The sequence below is a fragment of the Streptomyces sp. YGL11-2 genome (assembly GCF_050054615.1).
In the GTDB taxonomy this organism is placed as follows: Bacteria; Actinomycetota; Actinomycetes; order Streptomycetales; family Streptomycetaceae; genus Streptomyces.
Genome location: NZ_JBNHIN010000013.1, coordinates 49,667 through 74,311, shown reverse-complemented (window position 1 = coordinate 74,311; position 24,645 = coordinate 49,667). Strand labels below are relative to the sequence as shown.

20 protein-coding genes and 2 pseudogenes are annotated in these 24,645 nt (G+C 70.5%); 14 read left to right on the top strand and 8 right to left on the bottom strand.

The window, feature by feature from the left end:
• The first annotated feature begins 146 nt into the window (after nt 1-146).
• Complete coding sequence (locus ACO1BR_RS17130; protein WP_426795930.1) at nt 147-992, top strand: GNAT family N-acetyltransferase; 846 nt, start codon at nt 147-149, stop codon at nt 990-992.
• A 24-nt stretch (nt 993-1,016) separates the two neighbouring features.
• Nucleotides 1,017-1,553 carry a GNAT family N-acetyltransferase gene (locus ACO1BR_RS17125; protein ID WP_426795929.1) on the top strand — a complete coding sequence of 179 codons (537 nt, stop codon included), beginning with the start codon at nt 1,017-1,019 and terminating at the stop codon, nt 1,551-1,553.
• A 186-nt stretch (nt 1,554-1,739) separates the two neighbouring features.
• Here ACO1BR_RS17125 and ACO1BR_RS17120 read toward each other — a convergent pair whose 3' ends face one another.
• Both ACO1BR_RS17120 and ACO1BR_RS17115 read right to left on the bottom strand, forming a co-directional pair.
• Complete coding sequence (locus ACO1BR_RS17120; RefSeq protein ID WP_426795928.1) at nt 1,740-1,949, bottom strand: DUF397 domain-containing protein; 210 nt, start codon at nt 1,947-1,949, stop codon at nt 1,740-1,742.
• Complete coding sequence (locus tag ACO1BR_RS17115) at nt 1,946-2,779, bottom strand: helix-turn-helix domain-containing protein (RefSeq protein WP_426795927.1); 834 nt, start codon at nt 2,777-2,779, stop codon at nt 1,946-1,948. The genes ACO1BR_RS17120 and ACO1BR_RS17115 overlap by 4 nt, the downstream gene beginning before the upstream one ends.
• A 2,493-nt stretch (nt 2,780-5,272) precedes the next feature.
• On the opposite strand from ACO1BR_RS17115, the gene ACO1BR_RS17110 reads away from it, so the two are divergent.
• Nucleotides 5,273-6,694 carry a replication-relaxation family protein gene (locus ACO1BR_RS17110; RefSeq protein ID WP_426795926.1) on the top strand — a complete coding sequence of 474 codons (1,422 nt, stop codon included), beginning with the start codon at nt 5,273-5,275 and terminating at the stop codon, nt 6,692-6,694.
• Nucleotides 6,695-6,873: 179 nt separating this feature from the next.
• Here the strand turns inward: ACO1BR_RS17110 and ACO1BR_RS17105 are convergent.
• A pseudogene (locus ACO1BR_RS17105) lies at nt 6,874-7,072 on the bottom strand (IS5/IS1182 family transposase); the annotation flags it as partial.
• A gap of 428 nt (nt 7,073-7,500) precedes the next feature.
• Here ACO1BR_RS17105 and ACO1BR_RS17100 point away from each other — a divergent pair.
• Nucleotides 7,501-8,742 (top strand): hypothetical protein, encoded by a 1,242-nt coding sequence (locus ACO1BR_RS17100; protein ID WP_426795925.1) that lies wholly within the window; start codon nt 7,501-7,503, stop codon nt 8,740-8,742.
• 562 nt (nt 8,743-9,304) lie between these two features.
• On the opposite strand, the gene ACO1BR_RS17095 is transcribed toward ACO1BR_RS17100, so the two are convergent.
• Together ACO1BR_RS17095 and ACO1BR_RS17090 are read right to left on the bottom strand one after the other, a co-directional pair.
• Nucleotides 9,305-9,505: a hypothetical protein gene (locus ACO1BR_RS17095; RefSeq protein ID WP_426795924.1), complete on the bottom strand. Its 201-nt coding sequence runs from the start codon at nt 9,503-9,505 to the stop codon at nt 9,305-9,307.
• A 223-nt stretch (nt 9,506-9,728) separates the two neighbouring features.
• Nucleotides 9,729-10,008: pseudogene (locus tag ACO1BR_RS17090) on the bottom strand (IS1380 family transposase); the annotation flags it as partial.
• Nucleotides 10,009-10,421: 413 nt separating this feature from the next.
• Here ACO1BR_RS17090 and ACO1BR_RS17085 point away from each other — a divergent pair.
• Entirely contained in the window at nt 10,422-12,125 is a 1,704-nt protein-coding gene (locus ACO1BR_RS17085; protein ID WP_426795923.1) for a proline--tRNA ligase, read from the top strand.
• A gap of 67 nt (nt 12,126-12,192) precedes the next feature.
• On the opposite strand, the gene ACO1BR_RS17080 is transcribed toward ACO1BR_RS17085, so the two are convergent.
• The 3 genes from ACO1BR_RS17080 to ACO1BR_RS17070 all read right to left on the bottom strand — a co-directional run bounded on the left by ACO1BR_RS17080 (nt 12,193) and on the right by ACO1BR_RS17070 (nt 14,269).
• Nucleotides 12,193-13,104 carry an aminoglycoside phosphotransferase family protein gene (locus ACO1BR_RS17080; protein WP_426795922.1) on the bottom strand — a complete coding sequence of 304 codons (912 nt, stop codon included), beginning with the start codon at nt 13,102-13,104 and terminating at the stop codon, nt 12,193-12,195.
• Nucleotides 13,105-13,185: 81 nt separating this feature from the next.
• Entirely contained in the window at nt 13,186-13,671 is a 486-nt protein-coding gene (locus tag ACO1BR_RS17075) for a ferritin-like domain-containing protein (protein WP_426795921.1), read from the bottom strand.
• Nucleotides 13,672-13,759: 88 nt separating this feature from the next.
• Nucleotides 13,760-14,269, bottom strand: coding sequence for a hypothetical protein (locus ACO1BR_RS17070; RefSeq protein ID WP_426795920.1), 510 nt, complete (start codon nt 14,267-14,269; stop codon nt 13,760-13,762).
• Between the two features lie 160 nt (nt 14,270-14,429).
• Here ACO1BR_RS17070 and rimP point away from each other — a divergent pair, with 160 nt between their 5' ends.
• The 9 genes from rimP to ACO1BR_RS17025 all read left to right on the top strand — a co-directional run bounded on the left by rimP (nt 14,430) and on the right by ACO1BR_RS17025 (nt 24,574).
• Nucleotides 14,430-14,999: a ribosome maturation factor RimP gene (gene rimP, locus ACO1BR_RS17065; RefSeq protein ID WP_426795919.1), complete on the top strand. Its 570-nt coding sequence runs from the start codon at nt 14,430-14,432 to the stop codon at nt 14,997-14,999.
• Between the two features lie 2 nt (nt 15,000-15,001).
• Nucleotides 15,002-15,994, top strand: a complete 993-nt coding sequence (nusA, locus tag ACO1BR_RS17060; protein ID WP_426795918.1) for a transcription termination factor NusA — start codon at nt 15,002-15,004, stop codon at nt 15,992-15,994.
• 130 nt (nt 15,995-16,124) lie between these two features.
• Nucleotides 16,125-16,403 (top strand): YlxR family protein, encoded by a 279-nt coding sequence (locus ACO1BR_RS17055; protein WP_159507803.1) that lies wholly within the window; start codon nt 16,125-16,127, stop codon nt 16,401-16,403.
• 178 nt (nt 16,404-16,581) lie between these two features.
• A complete protein-coding gene (infB, locus tag ACO1BR_RS17050) occupies nt 16,582-19,671 on the top strand; it encodes a translation initiation factor IF-2 (protein ID WP_426795917.1) in 3,090 nt (1,029 codons plus the stop codon).
• 125 nt (nt 19,672-19,796) lie between these two features.
• A complete protein-coding gene (locus tag ACO1BR_RS17045) occupies nt 19,797-20,090 on the top strand; it encodes a DUF503 domain-containing protein (RefSeq protein WP_426795916.1) in 294 nt (97 codons plus the stop codon).
• A 62-nt stretch (nt 20,091-20,152) separates the two neighbouring features.
• Entirely contained in the window at nt 20,153-20,608 is a 456-nt protein-coding gene (rbfA, locus tag ACO1BR_RS17040; RefSeq protein ID WP_426795915.1) for a 30S ribosome-binding factor RbfA, read from the top strand.
• Nucleotides 20,605-21,531: a tRNA pseudouridine(55) synthase TruB gene (gene truB, locus ACO1BR_RS17035; RefSeq protein ID WP_426795914.1), complete on the top strand. Its 927-nt coding sequence runs from the start codon at nt 20,605-20,607 to the stop codon at nt 21,529-21,531. Before rbfA ends, truB begins: the two co-directional genes overlap by 4 nt.
• Nucleotides 21,532-21,833: 302 nt before the next feature.
• The gene (locus tag ACO1BR_RS17030; RefSeq protein ID WP_426795913.1) at nt 21,834-23,429 is read left to right on the top strand and encodes a hypothetical protein; all 1,596 of its coding nucleotides are present in this window, start codon (nt 21,834-21,836) and stop codon (nt 23,427-23,429) included.
• A gap of 197 nt (nt 23,430-23,626) precedes the next feature.
• Complete coding sequence (locus tag ACO1BR_RS17025; RefSeq protein WP_426795912.1) at nt 23,627-24,574, top strand: bifunctional riboflavin kinase/FAD synthetase; 948 nt, start codon at nt 23,627-23,629, stop codon at nt 24,572-24,574.
• Nucleotides 24,575-24,645 lie beyond the last annotated feature (71 nt).

The following is a 24,645-nucleotide window of genomic DNA, read 5'->3' as shown; positions in this document are numbered from 1 at the left end:
GGCTCGCCCGCGCCCGCGCGCACCCCCATACGCCCCCGCGAAAGCCCGTACGCAGCAGGCCAGGTGCTTTTGCGCAGGTGGAGGTACAGTGCCAGGACCTGCTCCCGCCTGGCCTCCCAGGCCGTACCGGTGAGGCTTTCCGACACGTGCTGACGACCACCGCCATCAAGGTTCTGGAGCCCGGGGAGCTCGATTCGGCCCTCGCCGTCCTGGACCGCGAACCGGTCGCCAACGCCTTCGTCGCCGCCCGTGTCCAGGTCGCCGGCCTCGACCCCTGGCGGCTCGGCGGCGAGATGTGGGGCTGGTACGTCGGCGGCCGGCTGGAATCCCTCTGCTACGCCGGCGCCAACCTCGTCCCCGTCTGCGCCACCCCCGAAGCCATCCGCGGCTTCGCCGAGCGCGCCCGCCGCCAGGGCCGCCGCTGCTCCTCCATCGTCGGCCCGGCCGGCCCCACCGCCGAACTGTGGTCCCTGCTGGAGCCCCACTGGGGACCGGCCCGCGAGATCCGCGCCCACCAGCCCCTGATGGTCACCCGCCGCCCGTCCGCCGAGATCGCCCCCGACCCGTACGTCCGGCGGATCGGCAGGAACGAGCTGGACCTGATCATGCCGGCGTGCGTGGCCATGTTCACCGAAGAGGTCGGCATCTCCCCGATGGCCGGCGACGGCGGCCTCCTCTACCAGGCCCGGGTCGCCGAACTCGTCGGATCCGGCCGGTCGTTCGCCCGCATCGAGGACGGCAAGGTCGTCTTCAAGGCCGAGATCGGCGCCGCCACCCCGCTCGCCTGCCAGATCCAGGGCGTCTGGGTCGCCCCCGAGCACCGCGGCAAGGGCCTGTCCGAAACCGGTATGGCCGCCGTCCTGCGCTACGCCCTCAGCGACGTCGCCCCGCTCGTCAGCCTCTACGTGAACGACTTCAACACCGCCGCCCGCGCCGCCTACCGCCGGGTGGGCTTCGAGGAAGTCGGCGCATTCATGAGCGTACTGTTCTGAGCCGCCGCCTTGTACGCTCCGACCATGGATGACGTCGCGGTCGGCCCCCTCGATCTCGCTGCCCGCGTGGACGACGCGCTGGCCGTACAGGCCCTGGCCTTCGGCCTCGGTGACGACGAGATCGCCGTCCGCCGGCACATCGTGCTGCGCCACCTCGGCTGCACCGGCGCCCGCGCCCTCGGCGCCACCACCCCCGCCGGCCGGCTCATCGGCTTCGTCTACGGCATGCCCAACGACCGCGGCCACTGGTGGTCCACCGTCGTCGAGCCCTATCTGCGCAGCCAGGGCCTGGACCACTGGCTCGACGACTCCTTCGTCATCACCGAACTCCACGTCCACCCCGCCTACCAGCACCGGGGCATCGGCCGCGCGCTGATCACCCGCATCACCGACGAGGCCGCCGAACCCCGCAGCATCCTCTCGGCCATCGACATCGAGAGCCCGGCCCGCGGCCTGTACCGCTCCCTCGGCTACGAGGACATCGCCCGCCGCGTCCTATTCCCGAGCGCCCCCATGCCCTACGCGGTGATGGGCGCCCCACTGCCACTGAAGCGCCATTGACCAGACCACCGACGCGTACCCCCACCCATCGTTTTCCACCCACACACGGGAGGGGGAGTAGTGATAGACCCTGCCTGACCCGTCCTTCATGTAACCATCCGTGGCTCTGAGTAGCCATGGGTAGGCGGGCATGCGAACGGCCACCCTCCGTGTTGGCGGTGGGTGGCCGTTGGGCTGGGGCTTGCCTCAGCGGCGGAACTCTCCACCCTTGACGGCGGTGACGAACGATGACCAGTCGTCGGCCGGGAAGACCAACGCCGGGCCGTGCGGGTCTTTGCTGTCACGGACGGGGACCAAGCTGGGGATGCTGTCGGAAACCTCGACACAGTTACCGTCGCCCCCGTTGCTGTAACTGCTCTTACGCCAACGTGCAGCGCCAAGGTTGGGGGTGCTCATGATGCGTTGCCCTCCATGATCTTTCTGATGACGTCGAGTGAGGCGGGCGGCGAAAGTGCCGAGTCTCGTAGTTGATCGTAGGACAGGCGGTATTGGGCGACCTCTTCTGCATCCTCGATCAACTCTCCCGATTTGCTGCCCTCCAAGTAGGCAACACCTACACCGTCCGCCTGCCACAGCACGGACAGTGAGCCGCCCATGAGGTCATGTACCCCGGCGCTGAACGGGAGTACCTGAACGACTATCGACGGTCGCTCGGCGGACTCCACCAGGTGTGAGAGCTGTCCTGCCCATGTCTTCGGATCGGTTGTGGGGCGCCTCAGAACGGACTCGTCCAGGATCACGCGAACGCTCGGGGATGGGTCCCGATTTAGCAGCTCCTGGCGACTGAGGCGTAAGGCCACCTGTTCCTCCAGCCAGTCGGGACCCCAGTGGTTCGGGGACGAGGAGAGGACAGCACGGGCGTAATCCTCTGTCTGAAGAAGTCCCGGCATGACTTGCATGTACTTGTGCATGATCACGGCGCCTTCTTCGTACTGCATGAACAGCTTGTATCGGTTCACGATGACGCTGTTTCGTGCAGCCTTCCAGAGCCGGACGAGTAGCCCGTCTGTCCCGTAATACGTGTCGAGATCTTCTATGACTGGCCTTTTCGAGATCCTTTGGCCAGTTTCAAGACGATTCAAGTAGCTACGCTCGTATCCCGTATCTTCCGCCAGTTGTGCTAGGGATTTACCCGCTTTCCTCCTCAGTGTGACCAATGCATGGCCCAGGGTCTCGCGTGCGTCCTGCTTCTCCTGGTCCGAGCCTTCGCCCGCCTGTTCGGCCATGCCTTCTCCCGTTGTTGTCAGGGGCTGCGGCAACAGTTGCAGGGGTCCCAACTTACCTTCCGTGCCCCATGGTTGGCCTAGTCAGATGACGGACCGCAGACCACATGTAGGACCCCCGCGACCGTGCGACCGGTCCGGGGGCGTGGTCACCAACCCATGGAGGTTGATGACAGTGCTCCACATTATCCGAACGATCTTCGAATCGTTGCTGTGCTGGTTACTGCCCGCACGGGGGCGTCACCGGTCCGCCGACGCACCGCCCGAAGCTGGGTGCCCGGGCACTCCGACGCTCGCCCTTCCCCGAGTCCCCGCCTGGCGGCCGGAGTTGCCACTGCTGCGTGGTGAGGACGTGCCCCTGATCCATCCGTACCTCCTCACCCCCGAGGAGTGCCAGGAGCGGCGGTTGCGGCGGGAGCGGCGGCGGGCGTTGCGGCTTGCGGAGTACGGCGTTGATGCCGGGCCGTGTCGGATTCACGGTGTGGATGTGGGGTGCTGATGCCCGGCATGAGCGATCCGGTTCACCTGCCGGATCCGTACCCGGACTTGGACCCTGAACCGGTACCCGGGTGTGACATTTGTCGGGAGCTGGTGAAGCAGCGAGCCGAGGCACGCAAGCGCGGTGAGCACGGTCGCGCTGCGATGTGCACGGTGGAGATCGGGTGCCACCCTCACAAGGGGAAGGCGAAGACATGACCGAGCATGCCAAGGCAAGGCCGCCGAAGCTGAGGCCGCCGCTGGTGGCGACGAGGGAAGGAGTCATCTACATACCGCCCGGCGGTCCGGTGCCTCCGTGCAAGGAGCCGTGTGTCCTGTGCCGGGCGAAGGGGCGGCAGGTCACGCCGGAGGGGCCCGCGAATGTCGTTTAGCCGTCGCCAACGACGTTGCCCAGTAAGGAAGTCGCTCGCGCCTGGTCGTGCCTGGGTGCAGGTCTTCACGTACCTACACATCCCGGCTCCCTGGCCTGCCCAGAAATGGGCGCGGCGTGAGTTGCGGTACTGGCTTAAGGGGCGTCACTTCGCTGAGGCCGAGGACGGTCAGTGCTAGTGGGTGTGACGTGCCTCGGCCCCCATCTCCAGTGCCGGGAATGCTACGGGCTTGGCTGGGTAGCAGCGGAGGTTCTGCGGGTAGATCCGTCGCTCTGTGGTGTCACTGCGGCGGCCCCTCAGGCGTGCCGGGCGTGCCGACGGAGGGGGTTCTTCTGTAAGGCGCCCCGGCCGTGCGCGGGGTTTCACGAGCAGGGTATCCCCACGATTCTGGCCCACTCGCTGCCCCCGGTATGAGCTCCCGCTCCCTCGCGCCCGGGTGACACCACGCCAGGGAGCGGGAGCTCCGGTGAGCGACGCAGCGCCCCCCGATGGGAACCAGCCCGACCACAGCAGACGTGCTGTGACTTTGGCCCCGTCCGCCCCGTAGGCGGGTGCCGCTTCGGCGGTGAGGGGCGTCGCAAAGCCGCCCCGGTAACGGAACTTTGAACGGGGTGAGTTACCGGGGCGGTGTCACTATCGCTCCAAACTGGCTACGGTGAGTTCGTGACTCGCGATGCTGATCACATCGATCGAATCCTGAAAGCGGCCAGGCTGGGACGTGACGGTAAGCGTGTCGCCTGTGTTCGCTGCGGCGAGCCTCTGAGGTTCACCGCCAGGGAGCGAACGCACAGCGGCAGCGCACCCATTGTGATCCTAAATAGTCACTGCGCTAACCCTAAGCCTTGATCCACCGACGTGATGTCCGTGGATGGCGCCCCGAAAAGCGAGGAAGTGCCTTGTGGCCTGCGATGACAGGAGTTCTTGAGGCTTCCAGCACGCACGATCAGCAAGGCACTTCCAAGATGCAAGTTTCCCATACGCCGACGGCGGTATCCGCTGCGTTCGATGACGCGAAAAGGACGGGGCATCCGAACGGAGCGGAGTAGACCACGCAGGTCGCGTTAACCTGGAGCCGCTGGGCAGCGCGCCGCACCGTCACGCAGGATGTGTGCTCTGGTAGCGCCTGCGAGAGCTGCATACGGCACAGGAACTGCGGCAGCGCGAGGGCGGGAAGCGTAAGCGTTCTCTGTGGACCAGGTCCGCTCTGACGGTCACGGCCGTCGACTGGCCGGGCCCGGACGAAGTGGCAGGGCCCGCCTGCCTGTACGTGGGGATACGCCTGGTCGGCTTACTGCAGTTCGATCGCTTGGCGACGTTATCGGTGTCGCTTGCATGGCCTGCAGGTGGACGGTCACGGCCCTACGGTGCGCCCTGTGGGTTCCCCTGCCGAGCCCCCTACGCCGCACTTTTCCCTCGACCGGCTAACGACGCAGGTCACCGGCCGTGGTAATCGACATTCGGCACCTCGACAACCCTCCTGTCCCCTCTCCATGTCAGTGGGTGGTGTTAGTGAGTTGAGGTAGGTGAGTGAGCGAAGTGAGGCGTCGGGTTCGAGTGAGAGCTCAGGCCGCATGGCCAAGACTCCACGCCGCGCTCCCGTACGCGGCTGGGTGTAGGAGGGATACAGATGGGTGGGACGAAGCGGCGGCCGTACGGGTCGACGGCCAAGACACGACAGATGGTGCTCGCCGCGCTGGGCGTGGTGAAGGTGGCGACCGCACAGCAGATCCGTCAGCTGATGTGCCCGGGCACGGCCAGCGCGCAGACCGTGCGCAACGGCTGTCTCGACTTGGTCCAGGACGGTCTGGTGGAATCCCTCGGCTCAGCCACCCGCGTCAACGAGGCCGGCAGCCTGGTCACCGAGAAACTGTGGAACCTGACGGGCCCCGGCCTGGACGCGGCCGCCGCGGTCCTCGATCGCCCGCTGGGGGAGATGGGCGGCACTGCCCGGGGCGCTGCACGGGCCGGGGCGAAGCACGCGCGGAAGGTCACCGACACTATCGCCGCGTTCTTGCAGACCCCGCCCGCGCCGACCCGTCCCGTGCCCCGCAAAGCCTCCCAGGCCGCCGCTGGAGCGCCCGGCAGCGCGGCAGTGGGCAATGCCTCGGCTGCTTCCGTCCCGGGCGCGCAGATACGCCCTCAAGGGCTGGGGAGGATCGAGTCGTGGGCGACGGAGGTGGTGCTGCCGGTCTCCGGCACGCGGTTCGCTCCCGGGAGGAACAGTCCCCGCGCGGATGCGGTCTTCGCCGCTCCGGATGAGGGGGTTCCGCTGTTGTTCGTGGAGGTCGACAACGGTACTGAGAGTCCGGTGGTCCTGTCCGGCAAGGTCAGCCGCTACCGGGAGTTCTTCCGTCGTACCGTCAAGGTCCCCTCGCCGCCGCAGAACGCCTGGCCACGTCCCGGCGAGATCCCGATGTGGCAGGCCCTCTACGGTCCGACGGGGTGGGAAGGGCATCCACCGCTGGCGATCGTGTTCACCAAGAAGGTCGGCTCCACCGCGCTGAACAACCGCATCAACAGCGTCATGCGGCTGACCGAAGCTCACTGGTCGGGGGAGTACGGCAATGACCGGTCCCGCTACGGCCAACCGGGGGTGGACGACGGCTACATCGACTTCACCGATGCCGTCCCGGTGCTGGTCACCACTCTCGACCGGCTTCAGCGCCACGGTCCGCTCGGCGCGGTGTGGTTCCGCTTCGGACACTCTACCTGGCAGAGCCTCGACGACGCCCTCGACGACCCCGACGCTTACCGCGCTCGGGCACCCGAGCGCAAAGAGCGCCGGCGCCAGGCCGCACAGCGCGCCAAGCGGGAGCGCGAGGAAGAGGAGCGCAAAGAGCGAGAGAAGAACACGTGGGTCTGCCCGCGCTGTGGCAACAAGGTCCTCCCCGACCCCTGGGATGGCTTCCGCAGCAGCGAATGCGAGCAGTGTGAAGGTGCCGAGGAGCGTGCCGAACGCGAGCGTCAGCAGACACTGGAGGCCGCCGCCGAAGCGGAAGAAGCCAAGGAGGCCAACAGATCGGCCTGGCGCCGCTTCCTGGACTGGTGACCGGATACCCAAGCCCTTACCCCGGCCCGGACCTGCGGTGGTATGCGGGATGGTAACTGCCCTTGGGCATCAGTTACTCGCTGAGCACGGCTCGCAGTTTGCGGGCCGGTTCTGGCCTTCGGGCGGAGGATCAGTATTCGCCGGCATCTGTCCAGAGGTGATCCGTTTTAGAGGTCATCTCACTTGGCGAGTCGGTGGTAGCAGATGAGGGTGCAGGCGATGCTGGTGAAGATCAGGAAGTGGCCGGGCTTGCGCTCGTAGCGGCGGTGGAGTCGTCGGCAGGCGGCGAGCCAAGCCCATGGTGCGTTCGGTGGTTCAGCGGTGGCGGCCGAGTCGTTCAGAGGACTCGATGTCCTTGCGGGCGATGCGGTGGGTGATTCCACAATCCCCACGACCGCAGACTACCGAACAGGCCAGATGAGACGACCTCTAAGAGGAATCGCGCATTTGCGTCCGGAGATATCCTGAAGTAGCCGTGGCTATTGGATAGTTGGCTGCCCACGTGGCTCATTTCTCGGTCAGGTCGACTCGCAAGGCTGACGCAGGACCGGTCCGGCTGAACCCGCTGGTGAGAGCTAAGATTTGAGCTCGTCACCAAAGGGGGGACCATGTCGTACCAGCCTGCCGACCGGCAGAACGTTCCGTATCAGTCCTATCAGGGAGGGTATCCACAGCAGCCGGGGGGCGGCTTCGTCCCCCCGCCGCCAGGACCGCCGTCGCCACCCCGGCGCAAAACGGGAAAGATCATTGGATTCAGCATACTGGGGATATTTCTCCTCCTGGTCATAGGCATCGGATCCATATTCGTGAAGAACACCCTGAATCGACACGACACGACTCCTGGTGAGGAGTACGCCATGTCGACGAAAGCGGTGTACGAATCGATGGACAAGGCCCTCAAGGCGAAGGACGAGAAGGCTTATCTCGCGTCCTTCGAGGGCGAGCAACTCAAGGCACAGCAGCAGAAGCTGTTCCGCAACCTCATCAAGGTTCCGTTCCAGGTCGCGCGCTTCGAGGAATACCCGCAGGGGCACGGCAGCGGTCAGGTGCCGGTCGCGTTCGTCCACCAGATCAAGGGCGTTGACGCCGCCCCGGTGGCCGAGCAGTACACGTTCACGTTCAAGATGGGTCCGGGCAACCGTCAAGTGGTCACCGGGGTCAAGGGAGCCGAAGAGCCCTACGTCGGCACGCATGGCGCGTATTACCCGGCACCGTGGGACGTCTACGACGACATGGCGGTCGTGCAGAAGGGGCGCGTCGTGCTGATCTCTGACAAACAGCACGCCGCCGACACCGAGCGCTTCGCCCCGTACATTTCCCAGGCGGCCGACGATGACGTGGCGGCCTGGAACCGCAGCGGCGCGGACACGTCCCAGGTGTCCAAGGGCGCGCTGGTCGTGCTGGAGCCGAACCGCCAGATGTACTCGCAGTTCTACCGGGCTGGTGCGAAGAACGACTCACTGGACGCTGGCGTCACTGTGTCCGTGGAGAAGTTCAGCAACGCCGGCCGCAGCGAGGTGGAGTACGGCGGCTCCCGTATCGTCATGGACTCGTCCCTGAGCCGTTTCACCTCCCCCGCCTGGAAGGACGGCGTCAAGGAGATCGGCCGCCACGAGATCGCCCACGCGATGGTGGCCGTCTACAACCACGCGAGCGGGCCGGTGCACATAGACACTTGGGTCGCCGAGGGTTTCGCCGCGTACATGGAGTCGCGCGACGATCCAGCGGCGGCGAAGACCCAGGCGGCGCGGACGCTGAAGGGCTACAAATTCAACCCCAGCGTCTACCCGGCGAAAGACGACGGTGAGTTCTACGCGAAGACCTTGCCGGAGCGCGCCGCCAATTACACGCTCGCCCAGCTTGCGATCGAGTACATGGCCAAGAAGTACGGCGAGAAGAACGCGTTTCAATTCGTGACCGCAGCGTACACCGCCCCACTGAAGACGGAAGGTTCCTTCCAGCAGTACCTGGGTGTCGATTACCGCACCTTCATGGAAGGTTGGCAGCAGTACGTCCGCACCGTAGTTCCGGGCATGGCCCAGGGCTGACGTACCCACGCACAGCTCGCACTGTCACACTCCGCCGGCCCCGCCGTCCTCACGGGCACAGAGCCGTCCAATGGCGGGTCGGTGGATGTGTGAAGGAGCGGAGCCAGCAGATGGCGCTCGCCCCACGAGTATCGAGGACCCCATCGCAGCGTGATCAACCGACAGCCTACCGAGGCGCTCGCACGGCCGCTGGGGATCGCGGAGCAGACCGACCGCGCCGCTACCAATTCTCCGACGTCGACGCGCAGATACGCGTCGACGTGCTGGGGCACCTGCACTTCTCGAAGGATCTCGTCGCCGACCTCATCACCCAGAAGCTCGCCTTGGAGGGTGTGACGTTCCCCTGGCACCTGACCGGGCGCGAGACGTACGTGGTGGTGAAGAAGACCCGCCGCCCACCGGCCAAGGCCCTCTTCAAGGACCCCAAGGTGCGCGAGCTGCTGGCGAATGCCCCGGAGTCCGCGCCCATCATCGGCATCGGCTCCGGAGACAAGCCCGTCAGCGTCGACTGGACGCCGAGTCGCCGCACATTCTGGTCAACGCCTCCACCGGCGGCGGCAAGTCAGTCACCCTGCGCTGTATCACCTGCCAGATGCTCCACCACGGCGCGCTCGCGTTCGTCCTGGACTGCAAGCGGATCTCCCACCCGTGGGCGCGCGGCATCCCGAGCGTCACCTACTGCGCCGACATCCACGACGCCCTGATCCAGCTCCGCATGGAAGGCCGGCGCCGCGTGCTCGTCGCCGATGAACTCGACCTTCACGTCACGGGCCCGCTGCTGCTGATCCTCCTCGAAGAGGTCAATGCCACACCGGCCTTGCCCAGGTCATCATCGGCGGCACCGCTCGGGAGACGCCGGTGTTGTTCTTCACGGACGCTGAAGCCCGCGAGTGAGCCACCACCGGCCCGACCACCACCGCGAAGAAGCGCGCGACGGTACCGCCCCAACCGGGCCCGGCCCTGCAGGAGCCAGCCGTCCCCGACGCTGAGGCGATCGGCCCGAACGCGGTCGGCTCGGACCGCGGCATGTCCACCTCAGCCAGGCAGTCCTCACCCAGCGCGACCGCGAGTGTCACATCCAGCAGAATTTTGCCCGGATCGTGCAGGCCCGCGGCTTGCGTCATCGATACGGCGCCAACGTCATCACCGCATCCAAGCCGGTCTTGCGAACGGTCTCCACCCGTAGCACTGCCCCGGCCTGGAGACCATTCCACGACCGTCGCCCTCGACACAGACATGCGGGTGCGACCCGATACTCCTCTTCACCTGAGGAGAGCAGCTTCCCTGAGGCGAAGAGGACTCTCGGCAAGTCCCATCGTCCCAGGTCAGACGCACTCCTCACTTTCTTGATCAAGCATCGGGCAGCCCACATCGTGAATGCGCGAGGTTAAAGACGGAGACTTCCCCGGCTGAGACGACCTGCAGCGAAGCAATCCGGACACCCTGCCCCACAGGACCGTCACCGCACCCGAAAGCCCCGCGCAGCGGACCCGCGCCACAGGCGCAAGAGCGAGCACCCGGCGGGTAAGCCGACAACGTGGGGAGCAGTCGGCCAGGCCCACGGCGGTAAACCCGACAACCTGGGAACCCGGCACAGCGCAGCGGATACGCATTTCCGTGCGCCACACCCCTGCGGCTAACCTCCAGGGAGTCACCTTTCTTACGCAGGAGAAACTCCCATGGCCAACGCCGCACAGGTCCAGCGCATGTCCCGCTTGATGATCAAGACACTGCGCGACGACCCGGCCGACGCCGAGGTGCTCAGCCACAAGCTCCTGGTGCGCGCCGGTTTCGTGCGCCGCACCGCCGCCGGTGTCTGGTCCTGGCTGCCGCTCGGCAAGAAGGTCCTCGCCAACGTCGAGCGGATCGTGCGCGAGGAGATGGACGCCATCGGCGGCCAGGAGGTCCTGCTGCCCGCCCTGCTGCCGAGGGAGCCGTACGACGCGACCGGCCGCTGGGACGAGTACGGCGCCGAGCTGTTCCGCCTCAAGGACCGCAAGGGCGGCGACTACCTCCTCGGCCCCACCCACGAGGAGATCTTCACCCAGCTGGTGAAGGACCAGTGCACGTCCTACAAGGACCTGCCGGTGATCCTCTACCAGATCCAGACCAAGTACCGCGACGAGGCCCGCCCGCGCGCCGGCATCCTGCGCGGCCGCGAGTTCCAGATGAAGGACTCCTACTCCTTCGACACCGCCGACGAGGGCCTCGCCGAGTCCTACGCGCTGCACCGCGTCGCCTACCAGCGGATCTTCGAGCGCCTCGGCCTCGAATACCGCATCTGCGCCGCCACCGCCGGCGCCATGGGCGGCTCCAAGTCAGAGGAGTTCCTGGCCCCGGCTGCCGCCGGCGAGGACACCTTCGCCGACTGCCCGAACTGCGACTACGCGGCCAACACCGAGGCGATCACCTACGCCCTGAAGCCGGTGGACGCGGCCGGTGTGCCCGCGGCGGAGGAGATCCCCACCCCGGACACCCCGACCATCGAGACGCTCGCCGCGCACCTCGGCGTACCGGCCTCCGCCACCCTCAAGAACCTCCTGATCAAGGTGGCGGGCGAGATCGTCGCCGTGGGTGTGCCCGGCGACCGCGAGGTCGACATGGACAAGGTCGAGGCGCACTTCGCCCCGGCCGTCGTCGAGTTGGTGACCGCCGAGGACTTCGTGGACCGCGACGACCTGGTCCGCGGTTACGTGGGCCCGCAGGGCCTGGAGAAGGTCACGTACCTCGCCGACCCGCGCATCGCCCCCGGCACCGCGTGGATCACCGGCGCCAACAAGGAAGGCGTGCACGCCAGGAACGTCGTCGCCGGGCGCGACTTCGAGGTCGACGCGTACGTCGACGTCGTCGTGGTGCAGGAGGGCGACCCCTGCCCGGCCTGCGGCACCGGCCTCAAGCTGGACCGGGCAATCGAGATTGGCCACATCTTCCAGCTGGGCCGCAAGTACGCCGACGCCTTCCAGCTCGACGTGCTCGGCCAGAACGGCAAGCCGGTCCGGGTGACCATGGGCTCGTACGGCATCGGCGTCTCCCGCGCCGTCGCCGCGCTGGCCGAGCAGCACGCCGACGACAAGGGCCTGTGCTGGCCGCGCGAGGTGGCGCCGGCCGACGTCCACGTCGTCGCCGCCGGCAAGGCCAAGCAGACCGAACTCGCCCTGGAGATCGGCGACCGGCTCGGCGACGCCGGCCTGCGGGTCCTGGTCGACGACCGCCCCGGCGTCTCGCCCGGCGTCAAGTTCACCGACGCGGAACTGCTCGGCGTGCCGACCATCGTCGTCGCCGGCCGCCGCGCCGGGGAGGGCGTCGTCGAGGTCAAGGACCGCCGCACCGGCGAGCGCGAGGAGCTGACGGTCGAGGAGGCCGTCGCCCGCCTCGGCGCGTAACGGCATGGCGAACGGGCCGGCCGGGGACGCCCCCGGCCGGCCCGTTCACCATGCCATGACGCGCCCGCTATAGGTACGCGGCGAACTCCAGCAGCAGTTCCCCCCGCTGCCGGTCGCCCGCCGCCGACTCGCGCAGCCCCGCGCGCACCGCGCGGTACAGCGTCCAGCCGCGCAGGCGCTCCCGGTCCACGTCCAGCGAGTCCGCCAGCTTGGACACCCGCCGCCGGGCCGCCGCGGGCGCCCCCGACCCGGCCACCAGGTCCTCGAACCGGTCCAGGACCAGCCGCGCCAGGTCGTACGCCCGCTCACCGACCAGCGGCGCCGGGCCCACCGCGAGCCAGGGCGCCCGCTCACCGGCCAGCACCTTCCCCTGCCGGAACGCCCCGTGCAGCAGGAACTCCTCCGGCGCCCCGTCCGGCAGCGCCCGCCCCAGCTCCAGCGCCTCCTCGACCAGCGGCGCGGCGGCCCCGGCGCACTCCCCGGCCGCACCCAGGGCCTTGGCGTCCTCCGTCACCCGCTCCGCCACCGTCGCGAACGGGTGCCCCTCGCCCGGCGGCACCCACAGCCGCCGCACCGTGCCCGCCGCCTCCAGCAGCGCCTTGGCCTCCGGCAACGACCGCAGCGACACCGAGCCCTGCAACCGCTCCAGCAGCAGCGCACCACCGGCCTCGTCGGCCCGCAGCAGCCGCACCGCGCCCCCGCCGTCCCACGCCCGCAGTGCCGCGGCCTCCTGCGCCGCGGCCCGCCCCGGCACCGGGAACTTCAGCGCCGCGGGCGTCCCGTCCTGCTGCCGTACCAGCGCGACGAGACTGCTGAGGCCACCCGGGGCGTGCACCCGCTCCAGCGTCAGCTCCCAGGCGTCCAGCCGCTGTTGAACCAGCGCCGGCAGCGCCTCCAGCCAGGCCCGTACGGGACCCTCCCGATCGCCGCCGAGCGCGCCCAGCAATCGTTGCGGCGGTTCGATGGGTGCCGTTGCCATGCCTGAGCTGTCCCTTTCGTGGGGAGGACGCCGGGTGGGGAGGACGCCGGGTGGGGAGGTGGCCGCCGGGCGGCCGGTCGTTCAGAGCGCGCCGGAGGAGGCGCCCGCGGAGCCGGACGGAGCGGGCGCCGCGGCCCGCTCGACGAGCCCAGGGAAGGCTACGCTGCCGCCCCGCCAGCGCACCGACCGCACCGCGGCCTCGCGCAGCGCGCCCGCCGCCTCCTTACGGCGAGCGCCGGCACAGGCCCGTACGAGATCCGCGTAGACGGCGGCCAGCCGGTCCTCCAGCTCGGCGGCCAGGTGCACCGCGGCGGTCGCGTCCGGCACCGGGAACGGCAGTTCGTACCCGGCCGCCGCGGCCTGCGGCTTCCCGCCGAGGTCCCGCACGGTGCGGGACAGCGCGTCCCGCCGCGCCCGGTGCGCGTCGTAGGCGCTCTGCGCCTCCGCGCGGCGCCCGGCCCCGATCCGTCCGCCCACCACGCCGTACCCGTACACCGCCGCATGCTCGGCGGCGAGCGCGGCCTGCACCGCGGCCAGCTCGCCGCCGTGCGTCGTTCCGGTCGTCATCTCCGTGCTCTTCTCTGCTCGTTGGCCGGCCGTCGCGCCCGGCCGTCGTACGGTGCGGGGCGCGGCGCCCCGCCCACCGGGCCGCGGCTCACACCCCCGGCCCCGTCAGCAGCCAGGCGTGCGCCGCCCCGGCCGCCGCGACCGACGCGAGGAGCCGGGCCAGTTCCGGGGGCGCGGCGGCCAGTGCCGCCGTGCGGGTGTCGGCGAGCGTCCGTTCCGCGTCGGCGAGCGCGGTCCGCGCCGCCCGCTCTTCGGCCGGCACCGCGGGCGTCGCCGCACGCCGCGCAGGCCCGGTGGCGGCGCCGTGGGACGGCGCGGGCGTGGCCCGGTCGGACCTGAACGCCTCGGCGTGCAGGGCGACTTCGGCGCGCAGCGGACGCAGGTGGGGCGCCAGCGCCGGGTGCGCGGCCAGCGTCGCGTCGTAGCGGGCCAGCAGCGCCGTGCTGTCCCGCGCGGCCTGTTCCCGCAGCCGCTCCGCGGCGGCGGAGTGTTCGGCGTCTTCCTCTTCGGGGCGGGGACCGCCGGCGCATCCGGAGAGCAGCGCCACGCCCCCGAGGGCGGCACCGGCCAGCAGGGTCCTTCGGCGTGTGAGCGCCACTTTCGGCACGTTGCACTTCCCGGGGTCTTCCGTAGTGATCACCGCAGGCGAGAGTATCCGTGCCCACCCGCCGAATCGTCAGTACCCCGCCGGAACCGATAGGCTTTGACCCGACACGCGACCCACCCACAACAGCACACGCGGCCGAGGAGTCACCCGGATGAGCACCACCCAGAGCGAGAGGCTGCGCGGACTGCTTGAACCGCTCGTCGCCGCGCGAGACCTGGATCTGGAAGAGATCGAGGTGACCCCGGCAGGCAGGAGCCGGGTGCTGAGGATCGTGGTCGATTCCGATGAGGGCGTCCAGCTGGACGAGTGCGCCGACCTGAGCCGCGAGGCGTCGCAGGTCCTGGACGACTCCGACGTGATGGGCGGCGCCCCGTACACCCTTGAGGTCACCTCTCCCGGCGCCGACCGGCCGCTGACCGAGCCGCGGCACTACCGCCGCGCCGTCGGCCGCCTCATCAAGGCCCGGCTGCACGAGGGCGGCGAGGTGGTGGCGCGGATCGTCGCCATGGACGACACCGGCCTCGACCTGGAGGTGCCGGGCGTCAAGGGCCGTAAGCCGACCGCCCGCCGGATCGCGTTCGACGAGATCGCCAAGGCGCGGGTCGAGCTGGAGTTCAGCCGCAAGTCCGCCAAGCAGGACGCGACGCGCGGCGAGACCATCGACGAGAACGACGAGAGCCGTGCGAACGGCGAGAACGACGAGAACAAGGAGGAGGCGTAGCCGTGGACATCGACATGAGTGCCCTGCGGGGTCTGGTGCGGGAGAAGGAGATCTCGTTCGACCTGCTGGTCGAGGCGATCGAGTCGGCCCTCCTCATCGCCTACCACCGCACTGAAGGCAGCCGCCGCCGGGCGCGGGTGGAGCTGGACCGCAGCACCGGGCATGTGACGGTGTGGGCGAAGGAGGACCCGGCGGATCTCGAGGAGGGCGAGGAGCCCCGCGAGTTCGACGACACCCCGTCCGGCTTCGGGCGGATCGCGGCGACCACCGCCAAGCAGGTCATCCTGCAGCGGCTGCGGGACGCCGAGGAGGAGATCACGTTCGGCGAGTTCGCCGGACGCGAGGGCGACGTCATCACCGGCGTCGTCCAGCAGGGCAAGGACCCCAAGAACGTGCTGGTGGACATCGGCCGGATGGAGGCCATGCTGCCGGTGCAGGAGCAGGTCCCGGGCGAGGACTACGCGCACGGCACGCGGCTGCGGTCGTATGTCGTCCGGGTCGTCAAGGGCGTCCGCGGCCCGTCGGTCACCCTCTCGCGTACCCACCCCAATCTGGTGAAGAAGCTCTTCGCCATGGAGGTGCCGGAGATCGCGGACGGGTCGGTGGAGATCGCCGCCATCGCGCGCGAGGCCGGGCACCGGACGAAGATCGCGGTGCGCTCGACGCGCTCCGGGCTCAACGCCAAGGGCGCCTGCATCGGCCCCATGGGCGGGCGGGTGCGGGCCGTGATGGCCGAGCTGCACGGCGAGAAGATCGACATCGTGGACTGGTCGGACGACCCGGCCGACCTGGTGGCGCACGCGCTGTCGCCGGCCCGGGTCAGCAAGGTCGAGATCGTGGACCTGGCGGCGCGCTCCGCGCGGGTCACGGTGCCCGACTACCAGCTGTCGCTGGCGATCGGCAAGGAAGGGCAGAACGCCCGGCTCGCGGCCCGGCTCACCGGCTGGCGGATCGACATCCGCCCGGACACCGAGCACCCGGCGCCGCAGGGCTGAGGCCACCCGGAGCGCGGGGCCGCGGCGGATGAAAAGAAGTGGTGCCGCGGCCTCCCGCAGGGAATTCTGAGCATTGGATCAGGCTTTACCCCATCGGGGTGGAGCCGCCGTGGGGAGGTAGACTTAAGCAGTGTCTGGCCGGACGCATGCCCGCGCATGCCCTGAGCGCACTTGTCTGGGTTGCCGGGAGCGAGCGGCCAAGGGCGATTTGCTGCGCATCGTGGCGATCGAGGACGAGTGTGTCCCCGATCCTCGCGGTACGCTACCCGGCCGGGGTGCTTATGTGCACCGGACACTGGTCTGCCTCGACCTGGCGGTTCGCCGCCGGGCGTTCCCCCGGGCCTACCGGGGCCGCGGCCCGTTCGACACGGCGGAGTTGCGCCGGTTCATCGAAGGGGGCGCGCGTTGAGCAGCCGCCATGGCAATAACGCACAGCAAGAAACGCACAGCGCACGGAAAACCGTGCGGTCAGGTACCTCGCGAGTCGGAAGTAGGTCGAGATTGCGATGAGCACTCGATGAGTACGCGATGAGTACGCCCATGAAGTAGCGACGGTCCGGTGGACACCCGGACCTAGAAGGAGCGAAGTGGCTAAGGTCCGGGTATACGAACTCGCCAAGGAGTTCGGCGTTGAGAGCAAGGTCGTCATGGCCAAGCTCCAAGAACTTGGCGAATTCGTCCGTTCGGCGTCCTCGACGATCGAGGCGCCGGTTGTTCGCAAGTTGACCGACGCTTTCCAGGCAGGCAGCGGCAGCGGCCGCGCCGCCGGCAAGCCCGCGGCGCCGCGCAAGTCGGCCCCCGCGAAGCCGTCCGCGCCCACTCCGGCGCAGGCGGCGCGTCCGGCTGCCCCGAAGCCGGGCGCCCCCAAGCCGGGTCCCGCGGCCCCGGCCGCCCCCGAGGTGCCGCAGGTTCCCGCGGCCCCCAAGACTCCCGCCGCCGGCCCCACCCCGGGCCCGCGGCCGACCCCGGCGCGTCCCGCGCCGAAGCCCGCTCCGGCCGCGCCCGCGCAGCCCGAGTTCACGGCCCCGCCGTCCGCGCCGGCGGCTCCCGCCGCGCAGTCGGGGCCCCGTCCCGGTGCCACCCCCGGCCCGCGTCCGGCCCGTCCGGCGCCCGGTCAGGGCCAGCCGCGCGGCGGCGCCTCGCGTCCCGGCGGTGAGCGTCAGGGCGGTGAGCGTCAGGGCGGCCGTCCCGGCGGCCCCCGCCCGAGCGGTCCGCGTCCGGGCAACAACCCCTTCACGTCCGGCGGCTCCACGGGCATGGCCCGTCCGCAGGCCCCCCGTCCCGGTGGCGCCCCGCGCCCCGGCGGTCAGGGTGGCCCCGGCGGCCCGCGTCCGCAGGGCGGCGGCCAGGGTGGCCCCCGTCCGCAGGGCCAGGGCGGCGCGCGTCCGACCCCCGGCGGCATGCCCCGTCCGCAGGGTGCGGCTCCCGGCGGTGCCGGTCCGCGTCCCGGCGGCGGTAACCGCCCGAACCCGGGCATGATGCCGCAGCGTCCGGCTGCCGGCCCGCGTCCGGGCCCCGGTGGCGGCGGTCGCGGTCCCGGCGGTGCCGGTCGTCCCGCTGGTGGCGGCGGTCGTCCGGGTGGCGGCGGCGGTTTCGCCGGCCGTCCTGGTGGTGGCGGCGGCGGTCGTCCGGGTGGCGGCGGCGGTTTCGCCGGCCGTCCCGGTGGCGGCGGCGCTCCCGGTGGTGGCGGCGGCTTCGGCGGTCGTCCCGGCTTCGCCGGTCGTCCGGGTGGTCCCGGTGGCCGCGGTGGCACGCAGGGTGCCTTCGGCCGTCCCGGCGGCCCGGCACGTCGCGGTCGCAAGTCGAAGCGGCAGCGCCGTCAGGAGTACGAGGCCATGCAGGCCCCGTCGGTCGGCGGCATCATGCTGCCGCGTGGCAACGGCGCGACGGTTCGCCTGTCGCGCGGTGCCTCGCTGACGGACTTCGCGGAGAAGATCAACGCCAACCCGGCGTCGCTGGTCCAGGTCATGCTCAACCTGGGCGAGATGGTCACCGCGACCCAGTCGGTCTCCGACGAGACGCTGCAGCTGCTCGCCGACGAGATGAACTACGTCGTCGAGATCGTCAGCCCGGAGGAGGAGGACCGCGAGCTGCTCGAGTCCTTCGACATCGAGTTCGGCGAGAACGAGGGCGGCGAGGAGATGCTGGTCTCCCGTCCGCCGGTGGTGACCGTCATGGGTCACGTCGACCACGGTAAGACCCGCCTGCTGGACGCGATCCGCAAGACCAACGTGGTCGCGGGCGAGGCCGGCGGCATCACCCAGCACATCGGTGCCTACCAGGTCGCGACCGAGGTCAACGAGGAAGAGCGCCGCATCACCTTCATCGACACCCCGGGTCACGAGGCGTTCACCGCCATGCGTGCCCGTGGTGCCAAGTCGACCGACATCGCGATCCTCGTGGTGGCGGCCAACGACGGTGTCATGCCGCAGACGATCGAGGCGCTGAACCACGCCAAGGCGGCCGACGTGCCGATCGTGGTCGCGGTCAACAAGATCGACGTCGAGGGCGCCGACCCGACCAAGGTGCGCGGTCAGCTGACCGAGTACGGCCTGGTGGCCGAGGAGTACGGCGGCGACACCATGTTCGTCGACATCTCCGCCAAGCAGGGTCTGAACATCGACTCCCTGCTGGAGGCCGTGGTCCTCACCGCGGACGCCGCGCTCGACCTGCGGGCCAACGACGCGCAGGACGCGCAGGGTATTGCGATCGAGGCCCACCTCGACCGCGGCCGTGGTGCCGTGGCCACCGTCCTCGTCCAGCGCGGCACGCTGCGCGTCGGCGACACGATGGTCGCCGGCGACGCGTACGGCCGGGTCCGTGCGATGTTCGACGACAAGGGCAACAACGTCGAGGAAGCGGGTCCGTCGACCCCCGTCCTGGTCCTGGGTCTGACCAACGTCCCGGGCGCCGGCGACAACTTCCTGGTCGTCGACGAGGACCGCACGGCGCGTCAGATCGCCGAGAAGCGCGCGGCCCGCGAGCGCAACGCCGCGTTCGCCAAGCGCACCCGCCGGGTGTCCCTGGAGGACCTCGACAAGGTGCTCAAGGCGGGCGAGGTCCAGCAGCTCAACCTCATCATCAAGGGCGACGCGTCCGGTTCGGTCGAGGCCCTGGAGTCCTCGCTGCTCCAGCTGGACGTCGGCGAAGAGGTCGACATCCGGGTGCTGCACCGCGGCGTCGGTGCGGTCACCGAGACCGACATCGACCTGGCGACCGGCTCCGACGCGATCGTCATCGGCTTCAACGTCCGCGCCGAGGGCCGCGCCACGCAGCGGGCCGAGCGCGAGGGCGTCGACGTCCGGTACTACTCGGTCATCTACCAGGCGATCGAGGAGATCGAGGCGGCCCTCAAGGGCATGCTCAAGCCGGAGTACGAGGAGGTCGAGCTCGGTACGGCGGAGATCCGCGAGGTCTTCAAGTCGTCCAAGCTGGGCAACATCGCGGGTGTGCTCATCCGCTCCGGCGAGGTCAAGCGCAACACCAAGGCGCGCCTCATCCGCGACGGCAAGGTCGTCGCGGAGAACCTCAACATCGACGGTCTGCGTCGCTTCAAGGACGACGTCACCGAGATCCGCGAAGGCTTCGAGGGCGGTATCAACCTCGGGAACTTCAACGACATCAAGGTCGACGACGTCATCGCGACCTACGAGATGCGGGAGAAGCCGCGCGGCTGATCGCGTAGCGCCTGACCGGGGCCGGTCGGCGGAGCAGAAACTCCGTCGATCGGCCCCGGCCGTTGCGTGTACGGTTCGAGTGACTCGTACACCTAAGGCCCCACGGGTGGCTTTACCCGTCTTGCATGTACGTAGGGACGCTGTCCTTCGACCTGCTTCTCGGCGACGTACGGTCGCTGAAGGAGAAGCGCTCGGTCGTCCGCCCGCTCGTCGCCGAGCTGCACCGCAAGTTCGCGGTGAGCGTCGCGGAGGTGGGGGACCAGGATCTGTACCGCAGGGCCACGATCGGCCTGGCGGTGGTGTCCGGGGACACCGGGCATCTGACCGAAGTCATGGACCGCTGCGAGCGACTGGTCGCCGCACGGCCCGAAGTGGAGCTGCTGTCGGTACGCCGGCGGCTGCACGGTGACGACGACTGACCCGCACGGGCACGTCGTCGCCGGTGGAAGCACAATTGTGGAAGAAAGAAGGAGACGGACCAGTGGCCGACAATGCGCGGGCGAAGAAGCTGGCGGACCTCATCCGGGAGGTGGTCGCCCAGAAGCTGCAGCGCGGTATCAAGGACCCGCGGCTCGGTTCGCACGTGACCATCACGGACACCCGGGTCACCGGCGACCTGCGGGAGGCGACGGTCTTCTACACGGTCTACGGAGACGACGAGGACCGTGCCAGCGCCGCCGCCGGCCTGGAGAGTGCCAAGGGCATCCTGCGTTCCGCGGTCGGCGCGGCGGCCGGAACGAAGTTCACGCCGACCCTGGCGTTCGTCGCGGACGCCCTGCCGGAGAACGCCAAGACGATCGAGGACCTGCTCGACAAGGCGCGGGCCTCGGACGCCAAGGTGCGCGAGGTGTCCTCGGGCGCCGAGTACGCCGGTGAGGCCGATCCGTACCGCAAGCCGGGCGACGACGAGGACGACGAGGGCGCAGCGGCAGAATGAAGCGGCAGAGCAACGAGCCGGGCGGCCTGGTCATCGTCGACAAGCCGTCCGGCTTCACTTCGCACGACGTCGTGGCGAAGATGCGCGGTATGGCCCGGACCCGCCGGGTCGGGCACGCCGGCACCCTGGACCCGATGGCGACCGGCGTCCTGGTCCTCGGTCTGGAGCGGGCCACCAAGCTTCTCGGCCATCTCGCGCTGACCGAGAAGGAGTACGTCGGCACCATCCGGCTCGGCCAGTCGACGGTCACCGACGACGCCGAGGGCGAGATCACCGCGTCGAAGGCGGCGCACGGCCTCGCCCGCGAGGACATCGACGCCGGGGTCGCCCGGCTGTCCGGCGCGATCATGCAGGTCCCGTCGAAGGTCAGCGCCATCAAGATCGACGGCAAGCGGTCGTACTCGCGGGTCCGCGACGGCGAGGACGTGGAGATCCCGGCCCGGCCGGTCACCGTCTCCTCGTTCGCGGTGCACTCGGCGCACGAGGCCGAGGCCGAGGACGGTACGCCGGTGACCGATGTGCTGGTCTCCGTCGTCTGCTCGTCCGGGACGTACATCCGCGCGCTGGCCCGCGACCTCGGTGCCGGGCTCGGCGTCGGCGGCCATCTGACGGCGCTGCGGCGGACCCGGGTCGGCCCGTACAAGCTCGACCGGGCGCGCACGCTGGAACAGCTCCAGGCCGCGGTGGACGACACCGAGGGCGGCGGGCTGCCGATCATGCCGATCGCGGAGGCCGCCGACGCGGCGTTCACCCGCTGGAACGTCACCGAGCAGCAGTCGCGGCTGCTGCTCAACGGCGTGCGGATCCCGATGCCGCGCTTCGAGGGCGACGGTCCGGTGGCGGCCTTCGGGCCGGACGGGACGTTCCTGGCGCTGGTGGAGAACCAGGGCGGGAAGGCCAAGAGCCTGGCCGTCTTCGCCTGACGGCCTCAGGGCCTGTCCGATGGGTCAGGGCCGGAAGGGCCCCTGAGGCCGGAAGGTGCCGCGAGGAGAGGTGGTGGAACGCGGGCCGCGCGGCCGGGCGCGAGCGTTCGGTCCGCGCTCCACCATCCCCCTCCTGCTGACTCTTTCCAGGGCACCGCGGTGATTCACTCCTGCGGGCAGGCGCTCGGAGTGAATCACGGCGCGGAGGGGGGCGCGTTCGAGGAGCACCCTGTCGCGAAGATCACCGCCTGCCTACCGTCGTCGCTGTTGTGGACGGGCGGGACGGGCGGGGAGGTCCAAAGATGGCGTTGCTAGATGCCGGCGGGGTTGCGGACGCGGCTGCCGAGGCGGATCCGGTGCAGGGGGCGGGAGCTGCCCGCGGGGCGGCGTACGGGAACCGGGGGGCCGGTCAACTCGTGGCGGAGCTGGGGCAGTTGGTGTGGCCGGCGACCGAGCCCGGGGCGGACCGCGGGGGGCGGGCCGCGCGCCTTCTGACGCACGAGCTGCTGCGGGTGGCCGACGCGGCGCCGTACGCCGGTGTGCTGCGGCTGCTCGCCGACCGGATCACCGAGCGGTCCCTGCAGGCGGGCGGGTTTGGGTACACGGGGCTGGACGATTTCGGGCCGCCGTTCTGGCGGTGCCTGGCGCTGGGCGACGCGGCGCGGCTGGATCTGCTGCGCCGGCTGCTGCCGGCCGACGGGCCGGACGTCGCACCGGCCCCCGGCGGCCCGTCGCGGCCCTTCGCGCGACCGCCGCGGGTGCGGGTCCATCCAGCCGACGTCGGCACCGCCGACACCGCTGACACCGACACCGACACCGCCGCCGCTGCCGGGGAGGACAGCGGCAGCTGGGTCGACGCCTGCGTGGGGGCACCGTCCGCCGCGTCCGCAGAAGCGTTCCGCCGGGCCGGCGGCGCGGCCCGCCCGGTTCGCCTGCCCCGTTTCCCGCGCTTCCTCGACGACGTGGCGGAGCTGCTGAAAGCCGATCCCGAGCGGATCCAGCCCCTGCTGTGCGGCTGGTTCGACGACACCCGCCGCCTCCAGGTCGGGCCCGCCGTCCCCCGGGAGATCACCGTCGCCGGCGCCGCGCAGGCGCTGCTGCACACCTACCGGGCGCGGGCGCTGGACCCGCTCGTCGAGGTGCTGGCCGACACCGCGCACCCCCGGGCCGCCGAACTGCTGGACGCGCTCGCCGAGGACGAACCGGCGGCGCTCTGCCGGGCGGTGGAGATCCGCGCCCGCGAGGAGCGCCCCGGCGGCCGGAGCGCGGGCACCGCGGCGCTGCTGCGGGCGCTGGCCGCCGTCACCCGCCCCGATCTCGCGGCCCGCGCCGCCGGGCTGGTCCGGGATTACGCCGGGCGCTGCCCGGACCGCGCCGCGCGGCCGGTGGCGGACTTCGTCGCGCGCCGCCTCGACCAGGGCCCGGCCGCCCGCGAAGCGCTGGGGCCGCTGGCCGTGGAGCTGCTGACCGGCTCCCCGGCCCCGGTCCGGCGCGCGCTCGCCCCCGTACTGGCCGGCGCGGGCCCGTACGCGGCGGACCCGTTGCGGCGGGCGCTGCTCGATGTGCTGCTGGCGCGCGAGGCGTCCGACGCGCCCCCGGCGGGCGGCCGGGGCCACGGGTACGACACCAGTGTGCTGGAGGCCCTCCTGGGGGCGGCGGCGGAGGGCATGGCGCGGCGGCCGGAGGAGCGCACCCGGGAGCTGGTGCACCGTGCCGGCACGCTGCTGGTGCGGACGCCGGAGGGGGCGGCCTGCTTCGACCGGCGGCTGGTGGAGCTGGGGCACCGGGTGCCCGGGTTCGCCCGGCGGGTGGGGGAGTGGCTGGCGGCCGAGCCGGGGGAGTGGACGGCGGTGGTGGGGCCGGGCGCCTGCGCCACGCTCGCGGGTTGCCGGGGCTGACGCCGTTCGCCGCGGGTTGCCGGGGCCGACGCCGTCCGCGGTCCGGGAGCCCGGCGGTCCGGCGCCGGGGTGTCCGATGCAACAGCGGCCGAACCACCCTTCGCGCGTAGCGCGGCGTGCGGCATGGCAGTCTTAGACCTGCGTCATGCCGAATTGGCGCAATGGACGGACACGAGTTCGGGCGAGGAGCGGGCACAGTGCAGCGCTGGCGTGGCTTGGAGGACATCCCCGAGGGCTGGGGACGCAGCGTCGTCACCATCGGCTCCTACGACGGAGTGCACCGCGGCCACCAATTGATCATCGGCAAGGCGGTGGCCCGCGCCCGTGAGCTGGGCGTCCCCGCCGTGGTCGTCACCTTCGACCCGCACCCGAGCGAGGTCGTCCGCCCCGGCACCCACCCGCCGCTGCTGGCCCCGCACCACCGGCGGGCGGAGCTGATGGCCGGGCTCGGCGTGGACGCGGTGCTGATCCTGCCGTTCACCAAGGAGTTCTCGAAGCTGTCGCCGGCCGACTTCGTGGTCAAGGTGCTGGTCGACAAGCTGCACGCGCAGGTCGTCGTGGAGGGCCCCAACTTCCGCTTCGGGCACCGGGCGCAGGGCACCGTCGACACGCTCGCCGAACTCGGCCGGACCTACGACTACGCGGTCGAGGTCATCGACCTCTTCGAGCGCGGCACGGCGGGCGACGGCGAGCCGTTCTCCTCCACCCTCGTCCGCCGGCTGGTCGCGGCGGGCGACGTGGCGGGCGCGAAGGAGGTGCTGGGCCGGCCGCACCGCGTCGAGGGCGTGGTCGTACGGGGCGCCCAGCGCGGACGGGAGATGGGCTTCCCCACGGCCAACGTGGAGACCCTGCCGCACACCGCCATCCCGGCCGACGGGGTGTACGCGGGGCTGCTGCACGTCGAGGGCGAGGCGATGCCGGCGGCCATCTCGGTCGGCACCAACCCGCAGTTCGACGGCAAGGTGCGCACGGTGGAGGCGTACGCCATCGACCGGGTGGGGCTGGACCTGTACGGGCTGCACGTCGCGGTGGAGTTCCTGGCGTACATCCGCGGGCAGGAGAAGTTCGACACGCTGGACGCCCTGCTGGAGCGGATGGCGATCGACGTGAAGCAGGCCCGCGGGCTGATCGCCGACGCAGGCTGACCCGGCGGCGGGTACGGCAGCCGGCACCATCGACACAACACAGGGGCGGGGCCCGGCAGTTGACTGCCGGG

Coding starts and splice junctions, on each gene's coding strand:
- ACO1BR_RS17125 (WP_426795929.1), top strand. CDS start 1,017: ATGGATGACGTCGCGGTCGGCCCCCTCGATCTCGCTGCCCGCGTGGAC.
- ACO1BR_RS17120 (WP_426795928.1), bottom strand. CDS start 1,949: ATGAGCACCCCCAACCTTGGCGCTGCACGTTGGCGTAAGAGCAGTTAC.
- ACO1BR_RS17115 (WP_426795927.1), bottom strand. CDS start 2,779: ATGGCCGAACAGGCGGGCGAAGGCTCGGACCAGGAGAAGCAGGACGCA.
- ACO1BR_RS17110 (WP_426795926.1), top strand. CDS start 5,273: ATGGGTGGGACGAAGCGGCGGCCGTACGGGTCGACGGCCAAGACACGA.
- ACO1BR_RS17085 (WP_426795923.1), top strand. CDS start 10,422: ATGGCCAACGCCGCACAGGTCCAGCGCATGTCCCGCTTGATGATCAAG.
- ACO1BR_RS17080 (WP_426795922.1), bottom strand. CDS start 13,104: ATGGCAACGGCACCCATCGAACCGCCGCAACGATTGCTGGGCGCGCTC.
- ACO1BR_RS17075 (WP_426795921.1), bottom strand. CDS start 13,671: ATGACGACCGGAACGACGCACGGCGGCGAGCTGGCCGCGGTGCAGGCC.
- rimP (WP_426795919.1), top strand. CDS start 14,430: ATGAGCACCACCCAGAGCGAGAGGCTGCGCGGACTGCTTGAACCGCTC.
- ACO1BR_RS17045 (WP_426795916.1), top strand. CDS start 19,797: ATGTACGTAGGGACGCTGTCCTTCGACCTGCTTCTCGGCGACGTACGG.
- truB (WP_426795914.1), top strand. CDS start 20,605: ATGAAGCGGCAGAGCAACGAGCCGGGCGGCCTGGTCATCGTCGACAAG.
- ACO1BR_RS17030 (WP_426795913.1), top strand. CDS start 21,834: ATGGCGTTGCTAGATGCCGGCGGGGTTGCGGACGCGGCTGCCGAGGCG.